10 protein-coding genes and 1 pseudogene are annotated in these 16,141 nt (G+C 58.3%); 6 read left to right on the top strand and 5 right to left on the bottom strand.

The genetic code is table 11. The annotated features are described in order from the left end of the window. Positions 1 to 10: 10 nt before the first annotated feature. Entirely contained in the window at positions 11 to 1,111 is a 1,101-nt protein-coding gene (locus BMS17_RS12275; protein WP_046030780.1) for a polyamine ABC transporter substrate-binding protein, read from the top strand. A 151-nt stretch (positions 1,112 to 1,262) separates the two neighbouring features. Further along, positions 1,263 to 5,813, top strand: a complete 4,551-nt coding sequence (locus tag BMS17_RS12270; protein ID WP_077431004.1) for a dermonecrotic toxin domain-containing protein — start codon at positions 1,263 to 1,265, stop codon at positions 5,811 to 5,813. A 21-nt stretch (positions 5,814 to 5,834) separates the two neighbouring features. Here BMS17_RS12270 and BMS17_RS12265 read toward each other — a convergent pair whose 3' ends face one another. Further along, positions 5,835 to 7,385 carry a PLP-dependent aminotransferase family protein gene (locus BMS17_RS12265; protein WP_046030783.1) on the bottom strand — a complete coding sequence of 517 codons (1,551 nt, stop codon included), beginning with the start codon at positions 7,383 to 7,385 and terminating at the stop codon, positions 5,835 to 5,837. A 90-nt stretch (positions 7,386 to 7,475) separates the two neighbouring features. Between BMS17_RS12265 and BMS17_RS12260 the strand changes: the two genes are divergently transcribed. Genes BMS17_RS12260 through BMS17_RS12250 form a run of 3 tightly spaced genes read left to right on the top strand, consistent with a single transcriptional unit; the run spans position 7,476 to position 9,244 of the window. Beyond that, on the top strand, positions 7,476 to 8,099 hold the full coding sequence (locus BMS17_RS12260) for an FMN-binding negative transcriptional regulator (protein WP_077431003.1): 624 nt from the start codon (positions 7,476 to 7,478) through the stop codon (positions 8,097 to 8,099). 9 nt (positions 8,100 to 8,108) lie between these two features. Further along, complete coding sequence (locus BMS17_RS12255) at positions 8,109 to 8,555, top strand: GNAT family N-acetyltransferase (RefSeq protein WP_046030787.1); 447 nt, start codon at positions 8,109 to 8,111, stop codon at positions 8,553 to 8,555. Between the two features lie 17 nt (positions 8,556 to 8,572). Beyond that, positions 8,573 to 9,244, top strand: a complete 672-nt coding sequence (locus BMS17_RS12250; RefSeq protein ID WP_046030790.1) for a GNAT family N-acetyltransferase — start codon at positions 8,573 to 8,575, stop codon at positions 9,242 to 9,244. A gap of 66 nt (positions 9,245 to 9,310) precedes the next feature. On the opposite strand, the gene BMS17_RS12245 is transcribed toward BMS17_RS12250, so the two are convergent. After that, positions 9,311 to 9,589 (bottom strand): DNA-binding protein, encoded by a 279-nt coding sequence (locus BMS17_RS12245; protein WP_046030792.1) that lies wholly within the window; start codon positions 9,587 to 9,589, stop codon positions 9,311 to 9,313. Further along, positions 9,586 to 10,149 (bottom strand): annotated as a pseudogene (locus BMS17_RS12240) (HipA domain-containing protein); the annotation flags it as partial. The pseudogene BMS17_RS12240 and the gene BMS17_RS12245, both read right to left, overlap by 4 nt. Before the next feature lie 452 nt (positions 10,150 to 10,601). Here BMS17_RS12240 and BMS17_RS12235 point away from each other — a divergent pair. Continuing rightward, positions 10,602 to 12,767 carry an autotransporter outer membrane beta-barrel domain-containing protein gene (locus BMS17_RS12235; RefSeq protein WP_077431002.1) on the top strand — a complete coding sequence of 722 codons (2,166 nt, stop codon included), beginning with the start codon at positions 10,602 to 10,604 and terminating at the stop codon, positions 12,765 to 12,767. A 78-nt stretch (positions 12,768 to 12,845) separates the two neighbouring features. On the opposite strand, the gene oadA is transcribed toward BMS17_RS12235, so the two are convergent. Both oadA and BMS17_RS12225 read right to left on the bottom strand, forming a co-directional pair. After that, positions 12,846 to 14,654 (bottom strand): sodium-extruding oxaloacetate decarboxylase subunit alpha, encoded by a 1,809-nt coding sequence (gene oadA / locus BMS17_RS12230; protein ID WP_077431001.1) that lies wholly within the window; start codon positions 14,652 to 14,654, stop codon positions 12,846 to 12,848. A gap of 11 nt (positions 14,655 to 14,665) precedes the next feature. Next, the gene (locus BMS17_RS12225) at positions 14,666 to 16,081 is read right to left on the bottom strand and encodes an acetyl-CoA carboxylase biotin carboxylase subunit (protein WP_046030798.1); all 1,416 of its coding nucleotides are present in this window, start codon (positions 16,079 to 16,081) and stop codon (positions 14,666 to 14,668) included. Between the last annotated feature and the right edge of the window lie 60 nt (positions 16,082 to 16,141).

Below are 16,141 nucleotides of genomic sequence, written 5' to 3'. Positions count from 1 at the left end.
AATTAGAACAATGAACAGACTCAAGCGTTTTATCATCCCCACTCTGTGCGCCACGGTGCTCAGCGGTGCGGTTCATGCTGAAGAACGAACGTTGCGCGTCTACAACTGGTTCGACTACATCACCCCCAAGGCGCTGGAAGACTTCAAGGCACAGAACACCCAGACCAAACTGGTCTACGACATTTTCGACACCAACGAAGCACTGGAGGCCAAGCTGCTGACCGGCAACTCCGGCTATGACGTCGTGGTGCCGTCCAACGTGTTCCTCGCCAAGCAGATCGAAGCCGGTGTGTTCCAGCCAGTGGATCGCAGCAAGTTGCCGAACTGGAACCACCTCGATCCGAAGCTGATGAAGCTGATTGAGGCCAACGATCCGGGCAACAAGTTCGCCGTGCCGTACATGTACGGCACCATCCTGATCGGTTTCAACCCGGACAAGGTCAAGGCTGCACTGGGCGCCGACGCGCCGGTGGACAGCTGGGATCTGATCTTCAAGGAAGAGAACATCAGCAAGCTCAAGCAATGCGGCGTCGCCCTGCTCGACTCACCGTCGGAGATCCTGCCGCTGGCCCTGCAACACCTCGGTCTGGACCCCAACAGCAAAAAGCCTGCGGACTACGACAAGGCTGAAGCGCTGCTGATGAAGATCCGCCCGTACGTCACTTACTTCCACTCGTCCAAGTACATGGCCGACATTGCCAACGGCGACATCTGCGTCGCGGTCGGTTATTCCGGCAGCTTCTCCCAGGCCGCCAACCGCGCCAAGGAAGCCAAGAACGGTGTGATCGTTGACATGCGCTTGCCCAAGGAAGGTGCGCCGATCTGGTTCGACATGCTCGCCATCCCCAAAGGTGCGAAGAATCCGGAAGACGCCTACACCTTCATCAACTACTTGCTGCAGCCGCAAGTGATTGCGCCGGTCAGCGACTTCGTCGGCTACCCGAACCCGAACAAGGACGCCACGGAATTGGTCGACCCGGCGATTCGCAACAATCCGAACCTGTACCCGACCGAAACGGCGATGAGCACGCTGTACACCCTGCAACCCCTGCCGCGCGATGCCGAACGTGCGCGGACACGGGCCTGGACCAAGATCAAGTCAGGCACCTGACACATTGATGAAATGGAAGACCCGCCAATAAGCGGGTCTTTTTTTGCCTGCAATAACTATCTACCACCTTTCACCTTCGACAGCCCTCTACCTTGCCCCGATACAACGCGGCCCAGTGGCCCGCGTCCTCATCGGCACAAAGGAAATGGCCATGCCCGACACCTCGTCCACCTGCCCCGAAGATGTATTGACCCAACTGGTCACTGGCCCCTCGCTCAGGGAAGTGGCGTCGAACGCACTGCGCACCGTGCTCGACGCCGCGTACCCAAGCCTTGATATCGACCCGGTCCAGGCCATGGTCGTGACGCCAACCTGGACGGTCAGCGGCGACCAGGTCACGTCCGGCCCACATCGATACGAGTCACTGACCGACGCACTGGTGCGGCTCACGCTGTCGGCGCAGACCGCGACCTACATCGACGGGGAACACTTCCTGACCCTGCAACCAGGGGTGGAATCGGCGATCCAGTTGCCCGTCAAGATCGACGACATTGGCCTGTTGATCAACAAATTGATCCCGCTACTGTTCGTGTCCTATCAAGAGCAGCAGCTTGATTACTGGAACCAGCCAACAGAAGACGAAACACCACGCTGGCATCAACTTTCAGGCTCACTGCGCAACCTCTGGAACATCGAGCAGGTTTCAGACTGGGATGAGGATGAAAAGGCCATGGCGCTCGCCTTGTTCAACAACCCGGATAAAACCAGCCGAAACCGCAACGACGCCTATACATCGAGGGCCTGCCTGATCGACATCGATGAGCCGGACAAACATCTGTGGGTACTGGATGTGGCCGTGCTGGTGGGTACGCTGGGTACGCGCACGCTGGTGATCAGCCACTCGATCACCGAGGGCTTCAAGCGTTACGACTCACTACAAGCATTCAGTGAAACGTTGTCCGCACGCGTTGCATCCACATCGGGTTCGCGTACTTTTCAATGGCGTTTGTATGAACCCACTGGCCACTTTTTCGACCATCAAGCCTGTGCGCTGATTGCTCTCGAAGTCGCCGCTATCGGCCAGCTTCAAGGCACCGTCACCAACGGTGGTCTTGCGCATCAAGCCATGACGGCTGCCAGAAACCGCAAAAACGTTGACGAAGGGCGCTTCAGCCGGATCGAGCGCTTGCTGCCTGAGTGGCTGCTCAGTGCTCAACCGGCGGACCTGACCTGCTATAGCCGACACTTGATGGACCTGGCTCAACTTCGGGAGCAACACGGCGGCAAATCCTTTCTGGATGACATTCCACCGCTCCCGGTATTTACGCTGCAAGCACTGAAAGACCAGGTGCTGAAAGATCACCCGGAGGCGACGGACGCCAGGCTCGAAACGATCGAACTCAGCATTACCAGCCAAGTGATCCTGAGCGCCATCGCGGTACCGGGAAAAACCGAAACCGTCACCCTGTCGTTGATCGATCTGGCCCTGCAGAACCTGATTGCCGTGCCGTTGGGCAACAAGACCGTGCGCCGTACCGATGGCAGCGCCGTTGAGTCCTGGATGACACCGGACTACCTGGAAAAGCTGGTCACCGAGGTCGACATCGGTGAAACCTATCCCGCGCTGATCAAGCAAAAACTACTCGGTGACGCGAAGGAAACACAACGTCGGCAAAACCTGTTCGCCAGCCATCTGCGCATCCAGCTGCCACTTCAGGCGCTGCAGCACAAAATTCGTGGTGAAGCAGGCATCGATGATCAGGGGTACCGATTCGTGGTCGCGGCGATGCAGGAAAAGCCCGGCGACCGCTTTGTGGACGGCCAGGAAATCATCATTCGTCCGCTGGCGTTCATTCCGGGGGGGCGCACGGGCAACAAGGCTGACGAGGTTGCCAACATGTTCGTCATCGGCCCACGTCTCGCCGACAAGGGGCCCTGCCTGCTCTTTCGTCCGCTGCTTGATCCCCCGCTGTTGCAATATCCCCGCGAAACCAACCTGCTGTATGCAATCAAACATAACCAGACGCTTCGCCAATCCGTGCTGGCCTGGTTGCCGGACGATGTGCGCTTCAACTACTCACAGTACGTATTTCCCGGCCAGTTGCCTTCCGTCTGGACACTGTCGCAATGGCTGGTTGATCCAGCATCGGTCCTCGGCATGATTAGGGCCGTCAGGTTGGCGGCAGTGCCACTGGCGCCACTCTCCCTGTCAGCCGTGTTCACCGCCAATGCCAACGCGATGATCACCCTGGCAGACCGGCAGTCGGTCTCCAATGCACAAAGTCGTTGGCAGACCCTCAAGCAAGGGGCGTGGGTGCTATTCAACATTGCACTGCCATTTCTGGGCAAAACGGCTGCCAGTGCGGCCTGGATCTGGCAAATCATGAGCGACCTGGATCAAGCAAATGAAGCCAGCCAGAAAGGTGACAGTGGCGATGCATGGACGGCATTGACCGACCTGTTCCTGTCATTGGGTATGGTCCTGGCCCATTACGCCGCGACGCGCCACACGACAAGTCGCGCCATTGAAAAGCAGGCTTTGACGCTGAAGCAACAGCCCATACCAAGGCCGACAATCACCGTGATCCGGCTACCCGATATCACCGCTCAGCGGCTGCCAGCGAATCACAAGTCCAGCGTTTACACCCAAGGCGCCCTGGCGCGAACGAGCCTGGTGACCCTGCTGGACGGGCTGTCCATTGCAAAACCTGAAGGCCTTTCAGCCCCCTCGACCCAAATCGGCCCCCATCGTTTTTTGAGCCCGTTCAACCAAAAATGGTACGCACAGGTTGGCCAGCGCTGGTTCGAAGTCATGGTCGACGACAACGAATTCGTGCAAATCATCGATACCCGTCAGTCCCCATCAGGGACTGGCCCCCTGCTGACCCGTACCGCGACGGGACAGTGGGTCGTCGACACACGTCTGAGGTTGCGCGGCGGAGGCCGTAGCCGAAAAGCGCTGATGCAGGAAAATACCCGGCGAAAAAACGAATTGCGAAAGCAGCTGGAAACCTTCGATTCGAACAAAGCGGTATTGAGGACTGCACTCGAAACCGCAGAGAAAGCGGCTGTCTCTCTCCCTGCGGGAATCGATGATCCCAATGGACGCAGACTGATAGAAACACTGGAAAAACAGATCGCCGTCTACGGCGTCTACATTGAACAGCTCAAGGCATTCAACACACTGGAGTCCATCATCAACTACCGCGCGGTCCTGGTCAGTTGCCTGGATCAACAGTTGTTGCTGACGCAGATGTGGTTCCATCGACAAAACACGGTGTTTGGCACCTGCATGCGTCGCTCATTGGCCCTGCTTGACGCAGAGCCAATGAACGAATCCACCCTGACACGACACCAGACTCATCAACAGACCAGCGACCTGACCCAGAGGTTTATCGACAAAATCGAATTTGCCCAGGCCCGGATCGACGAGTTGAAACGGCTGGGCAGAGAAGCCACCGAAACCGCCAGGGAATACACGCGAGGACTACCCAGCTTCGACCTGCACGACCTGAAGCTGTTTCAGGTCAGCCTCGCTCAAGAGCTCTGTCTTAATGACACCGGCACAGTCACCACCGAACCTGCCCGTCGGGCACTGGCAAGCCTTGTCGAAGACGCGGGCCTCACCATCCAGTCGTCGCTGGACCTCGCCCAGGAAAATCCCCTGTCGCTACCCGAACGGATTGAGGGCTTCAGCGATCTGGTGGAGCAGTTCGCAACCATCGACCAACGTATTCTCGACTTGCCCGACGAGTACCCCGGGCAATTGCTGCAACCGTCAGTGGACCTGATGCGTCAGCGTATCGAAGCGTTCAATGAACGCGCCGTGAATCACCTGTCGGGGTTGCTGCTTGAACGCAAGACCCTCGAACCGGTGCCTGGCCCATCGCGACCGGCAATGGCCCCGCATCGCCTCATCAAAACGCGTTTCAAAGGCGCCGTCGTCGGCAAGTCCCGAACGCGCGCAAACTCTACCGACACCGATCTGGTCGACGTGACCTCCCCACTCACCGGGAAAGTGATCGCTACATTCCATGAGAAAACGCCCGGTGTCTGGGTCGAGCATGAGTCGGTAAAAACGGCCGTACCCCCCGTCATACCTCCAACGCTGACGGTCAGCGTGCAAAACGGTGAATCGTTACTGACACAGCTGGAATCTTTCATCCGACGTACCGAGGCCCACTCAAAAGCCGATCGACGTATTCCGCTGGAAATCGAGGAGATGTTTCATCAGCAGGCCCGCCGAATGGATGCGGCAGCGGACACCATCGAAAATGCCCTGACCGATAGCAACTCCACCGAAGGCGGCCCGGGATCGGCGGTCACCGTGGCCAAAAGGCTAAACGATGAGGCGGTCGCGCTTTACAAAAAAGGCACCGATGTCCGTATCAGCATGACCAAGCGACAGCCGCCCACCGCAGGCCGCGTTGAATGGCTGCACAGCATGGGCCAGGTGACCATCCATAGGATCGGTAAACCACTGCCGGAACATCAACGTTTGAAAGGACCACGCAAAGACTATCTGGACGAATATGAGATTCGCGATCACGAAACCCGCAAAGTCCTTTGGTACGCGCACTTTCACTACCCGGCGTCTGACAGCCCAAGAGCTGCCTTCTCTGCTGCGCACTTGAAGACCATCGAACAGCGCGGTTTAGGGGGATCGCACGAAAAGCGTGATGAGTTGAACGCTCATCAGTCCATTGCCATCTATCGCTCTGAAATCAACCAACGACTGGCTGCTGCATTGTTCTTCAAGTAAACCCGGGAACCCAGGCACTGCTTATGGACGCCAGATCGCTTCCAAACGCCCGAGTGCAGCGCTGATCGCCGATTCCGGCACTGCCGCAAACCCCAGGACCAGCCCTGCGCGCTGGTCCACCGGTGTTTGCGAATCCGGCAGCCAGTAATTGCTTAATGCGTTGATCTCGACATCGGCGCTGGCCGCTTTTTCCACCAGTTCTTGCTCCCGGGCTTGAGAGTCGACCGCCACCGTCAAATGCAGCCCTGCCGCGACGCTCGGCAGGCTGCCAATCCCGGGAATGTTCTGCGGCCAACCGGCCAGCAACGTATTACGCCGGCTCAGGGCGGCACGGCGCATGCGGCGGATATGACGCTGAAAGTGCCCGGCAGCCATGAATTCGGCCATCACCGCTTGAGTGCTCACTTCGGAATGCCGCACGTCCACAGCGCGCCGTTGAGAGAATGCCTGCACCAGGGTCGGCGGCAACACCAGATAACCCAGACGCAGTGCCGGGAAAGCGACTTTGCCAAACGTCCCGACGTACAAAACCCGTCCCTGCCGATCGAGTGCCGCCAGCGGCGCCAGCGGCGCACCGCTGTATCGGTACTCACCATCGTAATCGTCCTCGACGATCCAGCCTTGGGTGCGTTCGGCCCATGCCAATAATTCCAGGCGCCGTGCCAGGCTCATCACCACACCGGTCGGGTATTGATGCGACGGCGTGACATAAGCGAGGCGACAATCCTTGAGCCCTGCCAATTCGCGACAATCGATACCCTCGCTGTCCACCGCCACACCGTGCAATCGCGCACCGGCCACGGCGAACGCATGGCCCGCTGCCCGATACCCCGGATTCTCGATCGCCACCCCATCACCCGGCTCCACCAGCAGCTGTGCACAAAGGCTAATTCCCTGTTGCGCGCCACTGGTGATCACTATTTGCTCAGCCGAACACTGCATGCCCCGCGAACTGCGTAAATACGCAGCAATCAGACCGCGCAAACGCGCATCGCCCGCCGGATCGCCGTAACACAACTGCTGTAAATCCGGTTTGCGCCAGAAAGCCGCGTTCAGCTTGGCCCAGACTTCGAAAGGAAACAGATCAAATGCCGGAACACCGACCCGGAAGGCACGCGGCGGTCCACTCGGCGGCAGGGCTAAATGGTTCTTTTCAACGCGCCCCAATGCGCCGCTGTGGATAACTTTACTGGATGGAATCACAGGTAAATCCAGCCAATTTGTGGATAAGGCTGTGGGTAACCCTGTTGAAAACCCTGTGGATACTTTTGTGGATAATTTTTTCGACGGTAACGCGGCCTGGGGCAGTTGCGCGACGTAAGTCCCGTCGCCCACTCGGCCTTCGATAAAGCCTTCGGCATAGAGTTGATCGTAAGCGCGGACCACACTGTTTCGGGAAATCGCCAGCGCCGCCGCCAGATCCCGACTGGCCGGCAGTCGCGTGCCGCTGGCCAGTCGCCCGTCGAGCACTCGCACCCGTAACGCCTGATACAGCTGGCGACTGAGGCCCTGGCGACGATCGAGTTCGATGCCTGCCGGGTTGAATGAGAGGGAAAGCGGCGCGTCCGTCATGGTAATGGACCTATGAAATTGGCCGGTAATGGCTCTTACAACAGACCAATAGCCTGCCTAGGATGGAGACATTCGCCAAGGAATTTTTCCATGTACAACCCCAGCAGCTTTGCCATCAAAGATTTGGATGAACTGCGCCAGCAGATCCTCGGCACCCGCCTCGCCATGGTGGTTACCCACGGCGAGCAAGGCCTGCAAGCCAGTCATCTGCCGCTGTTGTTCAAACCTGACCAAGGCCCGAACGGCACCCTCTACGGCCACTTCGCCCGGGCCAATCCACAGTGGAAGGCATTGCAGGACGACGCTGAAGCCCTGGTGATTTTTGCCGGTGCCGATGCGTATGTCAGCCCCGGGTTTTATCCGGCCAAAGCCGAACACGGCAAAGTCGTGCCGACCTGGAACTACGTCGCCGTGCATGCTTACGGTACCGCCGAAGTGTTCAGCGATACGGATCGCCTGCTCGACCTGGTCAGCGCGCTGACCGATCGCCACGAAGCCAGCCGCGCGCAGCCCTGGAAAGTCGCCGACGCCCCCGCTGATTACATCGACGGCATGCTCAAAGCCATTGTCGGGTTTGCCCTGCCGATCCAGCGCCTGGAAGGCAAACGCAAACTCAGCCAGAACCGCAGCCCTGAAGACATTGCCGGCGTGCGCGAGGGGCTCACCGCCAGCCCTGATGTACACGACCAGGCCCTCGCCCACTTGATGCGTTAAGGAATAAACATGAGTCAGATTGAAATCCGCCAGGTCAGCGCCGACGATCACGCCGCCTGGCTGCCGCTGTGGCAAGCCTACCTGCGTTTCTATAACACCGAGTTACCCGAGGCGGTCACTGACAGCACTTGGCAGCGCTTGCTTGACCCGAGCGAACCGACCCACGCCGCACTGGCCTGGGCCGATGGCAAAGCCGTCGGCATGGTGCATTTCATCTACCATCGCTCGAACTGGAGCATCGAAAACTCCTGCTACCTGCAAGACTTGATGGTGTCGCCTGAAACCCGTGGCACCGGGGTCGGCCGCCAGCTCATTGAATTCGTCTACGCCACTGCCAAAGTGGACGGTTGCTGCAAAGTCCACTGGCTGACACACGAAACCAACGCCACCGCGATCCAGCTCTACGAGCGCATCGCCGAGCGCCCCGGTTTCATTCAGTTTCGCAAAGCCCTTTAAGGTTCAAGGAGAACACCATGTCGACTTCACTCGCAGACTGGAAAGGCGTCCCGGCGCCCACCGTTAAAGCTCTCGAAGGGCGCTTCATTCGCCTGGAAAAACTCGACCCGGCGCGTCATGCCGAGGGTTTGTTCAAGGCCTTGCAAGGCCCCGGTGCCGACCCGAAGCTCTGGGACTATTTACCCTACGGACCGTTCCCGGAACGGAGCGTGTTTAACGATTGGCTGAACAACCATGCGGCCCATAGCGATCCGTATTTCTTCAGCGTGATCGACCGTGCCAGCGGTGAGGTGCAGGGCATTCTCAGCCTGATGTCGATCGTCCCGGCGCAAGGACGCATCGAAATCGGCCACGTGACCTTCGGCGCCCCCATGCAGCGCTCGCCGAAAAGTACCGAGGCGATTTACCTGCTGGCCAAGGAGTCGTTTGCACTGGGATACCGACGGCTGGAGTGGAAATGCAACAACGGCAATGCCCGCTCGAAGTACGCCGCCGAGCGACTGGGGTTCAGTTTTGAGGGGGTCTTCCGCCAGCACATGGTGGTGAAAGGACAGAACCGGGATACCGCCTGGTATTCGATTCTGGACTCGGAATGGCCGGCGATTGGCGCCGGGTTCGAGCGCTGGTTGAGCGATGAAAACCAGACGGATTCGGGGCAGCTGAAAACGTTGGTGGAGTGCCGCGCGTAATCCTCGTGTCTGCCAGAACGCCTTCGCGGGCACGCTAGCCCGCGAAGCTTTTGATGTGCGTAAGTATCAGCTCAAATCGCGCCGAATCCGCACGACGCCCATCTTCAGCCCAAATGGACGAAACACTGCATTCAGCGATTTCAGCGTTTGATTCCCTTCCCCATGTTCGATATGCACCAGCGTGCGCACTGAGATTTTGCACATTTTTGCACATTGAGTCTGGTGCAGGCCTGTGACTTCTACCCGTAATCGACGAACCGCCTCGCCTATTTCAAGAGTGCCTTGAGCCAACCCTTCTTGAATACTTTCGATGAGCACGGTGCGCTCTGCAACGGTCATGCTCATGTCAGGTCCCACTCTTTCAAACGCTGCTCCAGATTTTTCAAGGCAATCGCCGGGTGATTCATTGTCGCGTCGGGCAAGCCACTGGCAGTCAAAATATCGGGGAGTGCCGCCAGGCGTTTGGCATCCTCGCGCAATCGTGCGAAGGGTTCCGACAGGTCACTCAATGCGGCCAGCGGATCATTCGGATCGGCGATGTCAGCCAGTGCTCGACATACTCCTCGCCAATCAACATCACCCGCTCTCTCCAACTCTTTTGGCCACTTGGTGGTTCGTGTGACACCCTCGTCGTCCATTGCCATCGGTGCCAGGTCATAGATAGGTGCCAAGCGGAACGAGGTGGTGTCGCGAATGATCGCGGTGTTGCGCCCGTGGTTATCTGAGTTACCAAGGATTTTATTGAGCAGATCACGTCGCAGATAGTCAGCCACGAGATTCGGGATTTGGTCCATCTGCCCAGCATCACGCCAGAGTCCGGCAAGCATCCGGATGACGTCCATGTGGTCCATCAGGCTACCGGGCGTGGTTATTTGTGCCAGAGAGTAGATCGACTCAACTGCAAAGTGCATTCAACTTCTCAAAAGCACTTTGTAAAATGCATTAAATTGCGCATAAAGGACGGCGGATGGTTAAAAACCGCAGAATAATGCAGATTTCAACTGCATACATCATTCTGTAAAAAACCCTCCGGCATGCCATCCGAAGCACGCAACCTCAATGACCAAAAATGCGCCAGGCCGACTCTGGCTGTAAGCCATCGGCGGCTATGGCAAGCCGTAATCATGGGCTGATAGGACCGTGGCGGATAAGTTTCTACATTGCGAAAGCCAGCCACGTCTCGATTAGCTGTAAGAAAGGTCTTCATTTCAAACGGCTAAAAATTGCCGAATTCCAACGGTGGGTAATTTTCTACCGATCTATCTGACACCGCCTGCATACCCGCCGGAAGCGGCTGACATCGGTATCCAGGCGCTCTCCATAGAGTTTGGTCTTCTTTTCATGAAGGCTAAATTCAATGTCTGTTCAGCACAAATACCGACCCCATCACTTGGCGCTGGCCATCGCACTTGCGCTGGGTTGCACTGAAGTTTTTGCCCAACAAAGTCCTGTCGAAAACACGGCCCCCGCGCTTGAAACGCCGGATCAGGTCTTGGCAGCGCTTGATGTGTTCATCAGTGCCCCTGACACCAATAAGGTCACCATCGGCAAAACAGCGGACGGTATCGATCGAATCTTCAGTGACGACAATGATCTGGTCATCGTATCCGGCCGTGGGAGCATCACCGGCTTTGTTGACGGCGGTGGCGGCACCAATTTTCTGCAACTGGATACGGCGAGCGGTGGCACGTTAGGCGACAGTCGACGTTTTGAAGGACTTGAGCTCAAGCGTGGCACCTGGACATTGAATGGTGCCGATGGTGACTTCAACTCCGGCGCCTTGGTGCGCCCCAAAGCGACGCTGGTAAATAACGGTGACGTCCTGGGAGATGCATTGACCCAAGGCACGCTCGTCAACAATGGCAGGATTGGCGGCGCAGTGACGGTGCAATCAAGTGGCATCCTGAACAACCCGGGTACGATCGAAGGCGACGTCTTTATTCACGAAAAAGGAGTATTTGCGGGCAGTGGTCGCACGGGTTCGCTGGAGGTAAACGGAACGTTTTTGGTGGGTGAGGTGCACGGAGCCCCAAAAGTTAATGGTGACCTGAAGCTTTCCAGTACTGCCGAACTGGTCTACGAAGTCCACGCTGATCGCAAAAGTGAAACGATATTGGTCAATGGCACCGCCACGCTCGGTGGCGCCACGCTGAACATAACTGCAGCACCCGGTGACTACCCGTTAGTCAGCGCAAACAGCATTCTTGTGGCCGATAAAATCGAAGGCCAATTTGGCAATGTGATCAACAACCTTGCCTTTTTGACGCCCCATGTCGAATACGATGAAAAGAAAGTCGACTTGGTCTTGACCCGAAACGATGTGCCTATCGATAGCGTCGCGACCTCGGACAACGGACGGGAATTTGGAGCAAGCGTTAAGGAGCCGAGGGGCGTTGAGCTAACTCAGGCACCGCCTGTAAACGCCTCCCCCGTTACTGCCAATGAATCACCTTCGACCTCAACGCCATCCAGCCCTACAAACACCGCAGTCGTGGCCCTGCTGGCCAGCGACAAAACAACCGCATCCCATGCCATCGAGCAACTGGCCGGCGGCACCACCGCCAATCTCGCCAAGGCAACGCTCTCCAGCGCCAACCCCGTGAGCACAACCATGCTTTCGGCCATGCGCCAACTGGACAGCGCGAGCAACTACAACACCGGCAGAAACCGCAACAACGCTCCACGGTTGGCGGCTGGCAGCGAAGACAACGGCAGGGTCTGGCTTCAAGCGTTAGGTCATGGCGGAACACTGGATCGTGACGCTGACCCCTTGAAACACGCCACCCAAGGCTTGGTCCTGGGCGCCGATTGGGGCATCGATGATGAATGGCGTATCGGGATGATGGGTGGCAAATCCGAAACACGCCTCGATAGCCGCGACCTCGATGGCGATCTCGACAGCTGGTACCTGGGCGCCTATGCCCTGCGCCAGAACGGCCCCATGTCGCTGCGATTGGGCGCGACCTATGGCAATCACGACGGCAATACCAAACGCCGGGTGGCCTTCAAAGGTTTCAGCGACCGCCCGGAAGGCCGTTACAACGCCAACACCCAGCAAGCCTTCGCTGAAGTGGGGTACAACGTGGGGCGTGCCAACGTCAGCATCGAACCGTTCGCCAGCCTTGGCTACGAACGCTATCAGCGCGACAGCTACACGGAAAAAGGTGGCGCAGCGGCGCTGAAAGTTCAGGGCCAGACCCAGAACAATGTGAGCAGCACGTTCGGCCTGCGCCTGGCAAAACTCAATGTGCTGAATAACGGCATGCAACTGACGCCGCGATTCAGTGCCAGCTGGAAACACACCTACGGTGATGTCGCCAGCGATACCCGTCAACGACTGGCAACGGGCGGTAGAAACTACACCGTTTCCGGTGCGCCGCTGGACCGTAACAACCTGGCAGTCGATGCAGGACTGGACCTTGGATTATCAGCAAGACATACGCTGGGTGTCGGCGTTAACGGCGAGATGGGCACCGACAGTCGAAGCCATGGTGTCACCGGCCAATGGCGGATGAATTTCTGACCACCACAAATTAGCGGCGAAAAAAAAGGGGAGCACATGCCCCCCCGAGGTTTAAAGCGGTCAATCGAGGCTGTTAAATCAGCCTTCGATTTCGATCAGGATTTCGCCCGGATTGACCCGGTCGCCCTTGGCCACGTGAATGGCGGTGACTTTGCCAGCGATGGCCGATTGGACTTCGGTTTCCATCTTCATCGCTTCGGTGATCAGCACGGCCTGGCCGGCTTTCACGGTGTCGCCTTCCTTGACCAGCACATCGACGATGTTGCCCGGCATGGTGGTGCTGACGTGGCCCGGCGCAGTGGCTTGCTTGCGCTTGCTGCTGCCGCCGCCGACGAATTCGTTGAGCGGCTCGAACACCACTTCTTCCGGCATGCCGTCGATGGACAGGTAGAAGTGACGCTTGCCTTCTGCCTTGACGCCGACACCGGTGATGTCGACGCGGTAGGTCTCGCCGTGAACGTCGATGACGAACTCGGTCGGCACGCCTTCGCCACCGGCCGAGGCCACGCGACCGGCTTCAGGAATCGGTAGCAGCACTTCAGGGGTCAGGGTGCCGGCGGCGCGTTCTTCGAGGAACTTGCGACCGATGTCCGGGAACATGGCGTAGGTCAGCACGTCTTCTTCGGATTTGGCTACGGCGCCAATTTCAGCACGCAGTTTGGTCATTTCCGGCTTTAGCAGATCGGCTGGACGAACGTCGATCACTTCTTCGCTACCGATTGCCTGGCGACGCAGTTGTTCGTTAACAGTGCCCGGCGCCTTGCCGTAGCCGCCTTGCAGATAGAGCTTCACTTCGTTGGTGATGGTTTTGTAGCGCTCGCCAGCCAGCACGTTGAAGAACGCCTGGGTGCCGACGATTTGCGAGGTCGGCGTTACCAGCGGCGGGAAGCCGAGGTCTTCGCGAACGCGCGGGATTTCAGCCAGCACTTCGCTCATCCGATTCAGCGCGCCCTGCTCTTTCAACTGGTTGGCCAGGTTGGAAATCATCCCGCCCGGTACCTGGTTGACTTGAACGCGGGTGTCGACGGCGGTGAACTCACTTTCGAACTGGTGGTACTTCTTGCGCACGGCGTAGAAGTACAGACCGATCTCTTGCAGCAGCTCCAGGTTCAGGCCGGTATCGAACTCGCTGCCTTTAAGGGCGGCGACCATCGATTCGGTGCCAGGGTGGCTGGTGCCCCAGGCGAAGCTGGAGATCGCGGTGTCGATGTGGTCGGCACCGTTTTCGATGGCCTTCATTTGGCACATCGCGGCCAGACCGGCCGTGTCGTGCGAGTGGATGAACACTGGCAGCGACTGCTCGGATTTCAATGCCTTGACCAGCTCACCGGTCGCGTACGGTGTTAGCAGGCCGGCCATGTCCTTGATCGCCACCGAGTCGCAACCCATGGCTTCCATTTGCTTGGCTTGCGCCACGAACGCCTCGATGGTGTGCACTGGGCTGGTGGTGTAAGCGATGGTGCCTTGAGCGTGTTTGCCCGACGCTTTCACCGCTTCGATGGCCACGCGCAGGTTACGCACGTCGTTCATTGCATCGAAGATACGGAACACGTCGATACCGTTGACCGCGGCTTTGGCGACGAAGGCTTTGACCACGTCGTCGCTGTAGTGGCGGTAGCCCAGCAGGTTCTGGCCACGCAGGAGCATTTGCAGACGAGTGTTAGGCAGTGCCGCGCGCAGCTGGCGCAGACGCTCCCACGGGTCTTCTTTCAGAAAGCGTACGCAGGCGTCGAAGGTCGCGCCGCCCCAGCATTCCAGCGACCAGTAGCCGACTTTGTCGAGCTTGTCGCAGATCGGCAGCATGTCTTCGGTGCGCATGCGGGTGGCGAGCAGCGATTGGTGGGCGTCGCGCAGGATGGTGTCGGTTACGTGAATCTTCTTAGTCATTGTTATATTCCTCACAGGCCTGCGTGGGCGGCGATGGCGGCGGCGATGGCCAGGGCCAGCTCTTCGGGTTTGCGCTTGATCGAGTAGTTGGTCAGTTCAGGATGGCTTTCAACGAAGCTGGTATTGAACTGGCCGCTACGGAATTCCGGGTTACGCAGGATTTCCTGGTAGTACGCGGCGGTGGTCTTGACCCCTTGCAGACGCATGTCGTCCAGGGCACGCAAGCCACGGTCCATCGCTTCTTCCCAGGTCAACGCCCACACCACCAGTTTCAGGCACATGGAGTCGTAGAACGGCGGAATGGTGTAACCGGTGTAGATCGCCGTGTCGGTACGCACACCGGGGCCGCCGGGTGCGTAGTAACGGGTAATCTTGCCGAAGCTCGGCAGGAAGTTGTTTTTCGGGTCTTCGGCGTTGATCCGGAACTGCAGCGCGAAACCGCGGTGCTGGATGTCTTCCTGTTTCACCGAAAGCGGCAGGCCCGATGCGATGCGGATCTGCTCACGCACGATATCGATGCCGGTGATTTCTTCGGTGATGGTGTGTTCCACCTGCACCCGGGTGTTCATTTCCATGAAGTACACCTCGCCCTCGGCGAGCAGGAACTCCACGGTGCCGGCGTTCTCGTAACCCACGGCCTTGGCTGCACGCACCGACAGGTCGCCGATGTAGGCGCGCTGTTCCGGGGTCAGTTGCGGGCTCGGGGCGATCTCGATCAGCTTCTGGTTACGACGCTGGATCGAACAGTCGCGCTCGAACAGGTGAACCACGTTGCCGAAGCTGTCGCCGAGAATCTGCGCTTCGATGTGCTTTGGATTGACGATGCATTTTTCCAGGAACACTTCCGCCGAACCGAAGGCCTTGGTGGCTTCAGAGATCACGCGCGGGAAGGCTTGTTCAAGTTCTTCGCGGCTGTCGCAGCGACGGATACCACGACCACCACCACCGGAGGTTGCCTTGAGCATCACCGGGTAACCAATACGGTCGCCTTCGACCAAAGCCTCGGCGATGTCCGCGACGTTGCCTTCGGTGCCCGGTGTGACCGGTACACCGGCCTTGATCATGCTGCGGCGGGCTTCTGTCTTGTCGCCCATACGGCGTATGACTTCAGCCGATGGACCAATGAACTTGATGCCGCGCTCTGCGCAGATATCGGCCAGTTCAGCGTTTTCCGAGAGGAAGCCGTAACCGGGATGCAACGCATCACAACCGGTTTCCACGGCCAGGTTCACCAATTTTCGCGCATTCAGGTAGCCGGCCAATGGCTCGGCACCAATGCTGTGGGCCTCATCCGCACGCTTCACATGCAAGGCATGACGGTCGGCGTCTGAATAGATCGCGACCGAGCGAATGCCCATCTCGGCGCAGGCACGTACGATTCGTACGGCAATCTCACCACGGTTGGCGATCAGGATCTTTTTTATCACTTTTGGAGGTTCCCTTGAGCCTGTGGTACCCACGACCTGCTAGACCAGGTCGACGCGTGA

Origin of the sequence: Pseudomonas sp. C9 (genome assembly GCF_002000165.1) — a bacterium.
In the GTDB taxonomy this organism is placed as follows: Bacteria; Pseudomonadota; Gammaproteobacteria; order Pseudomonadales; family Pseudomonadaceae; genus Aquipseudomonas.
Note: the sequence above shows the minus strand (reverse complement) of the source record. Positions and strands in the feature narration are given on the sequence as shown.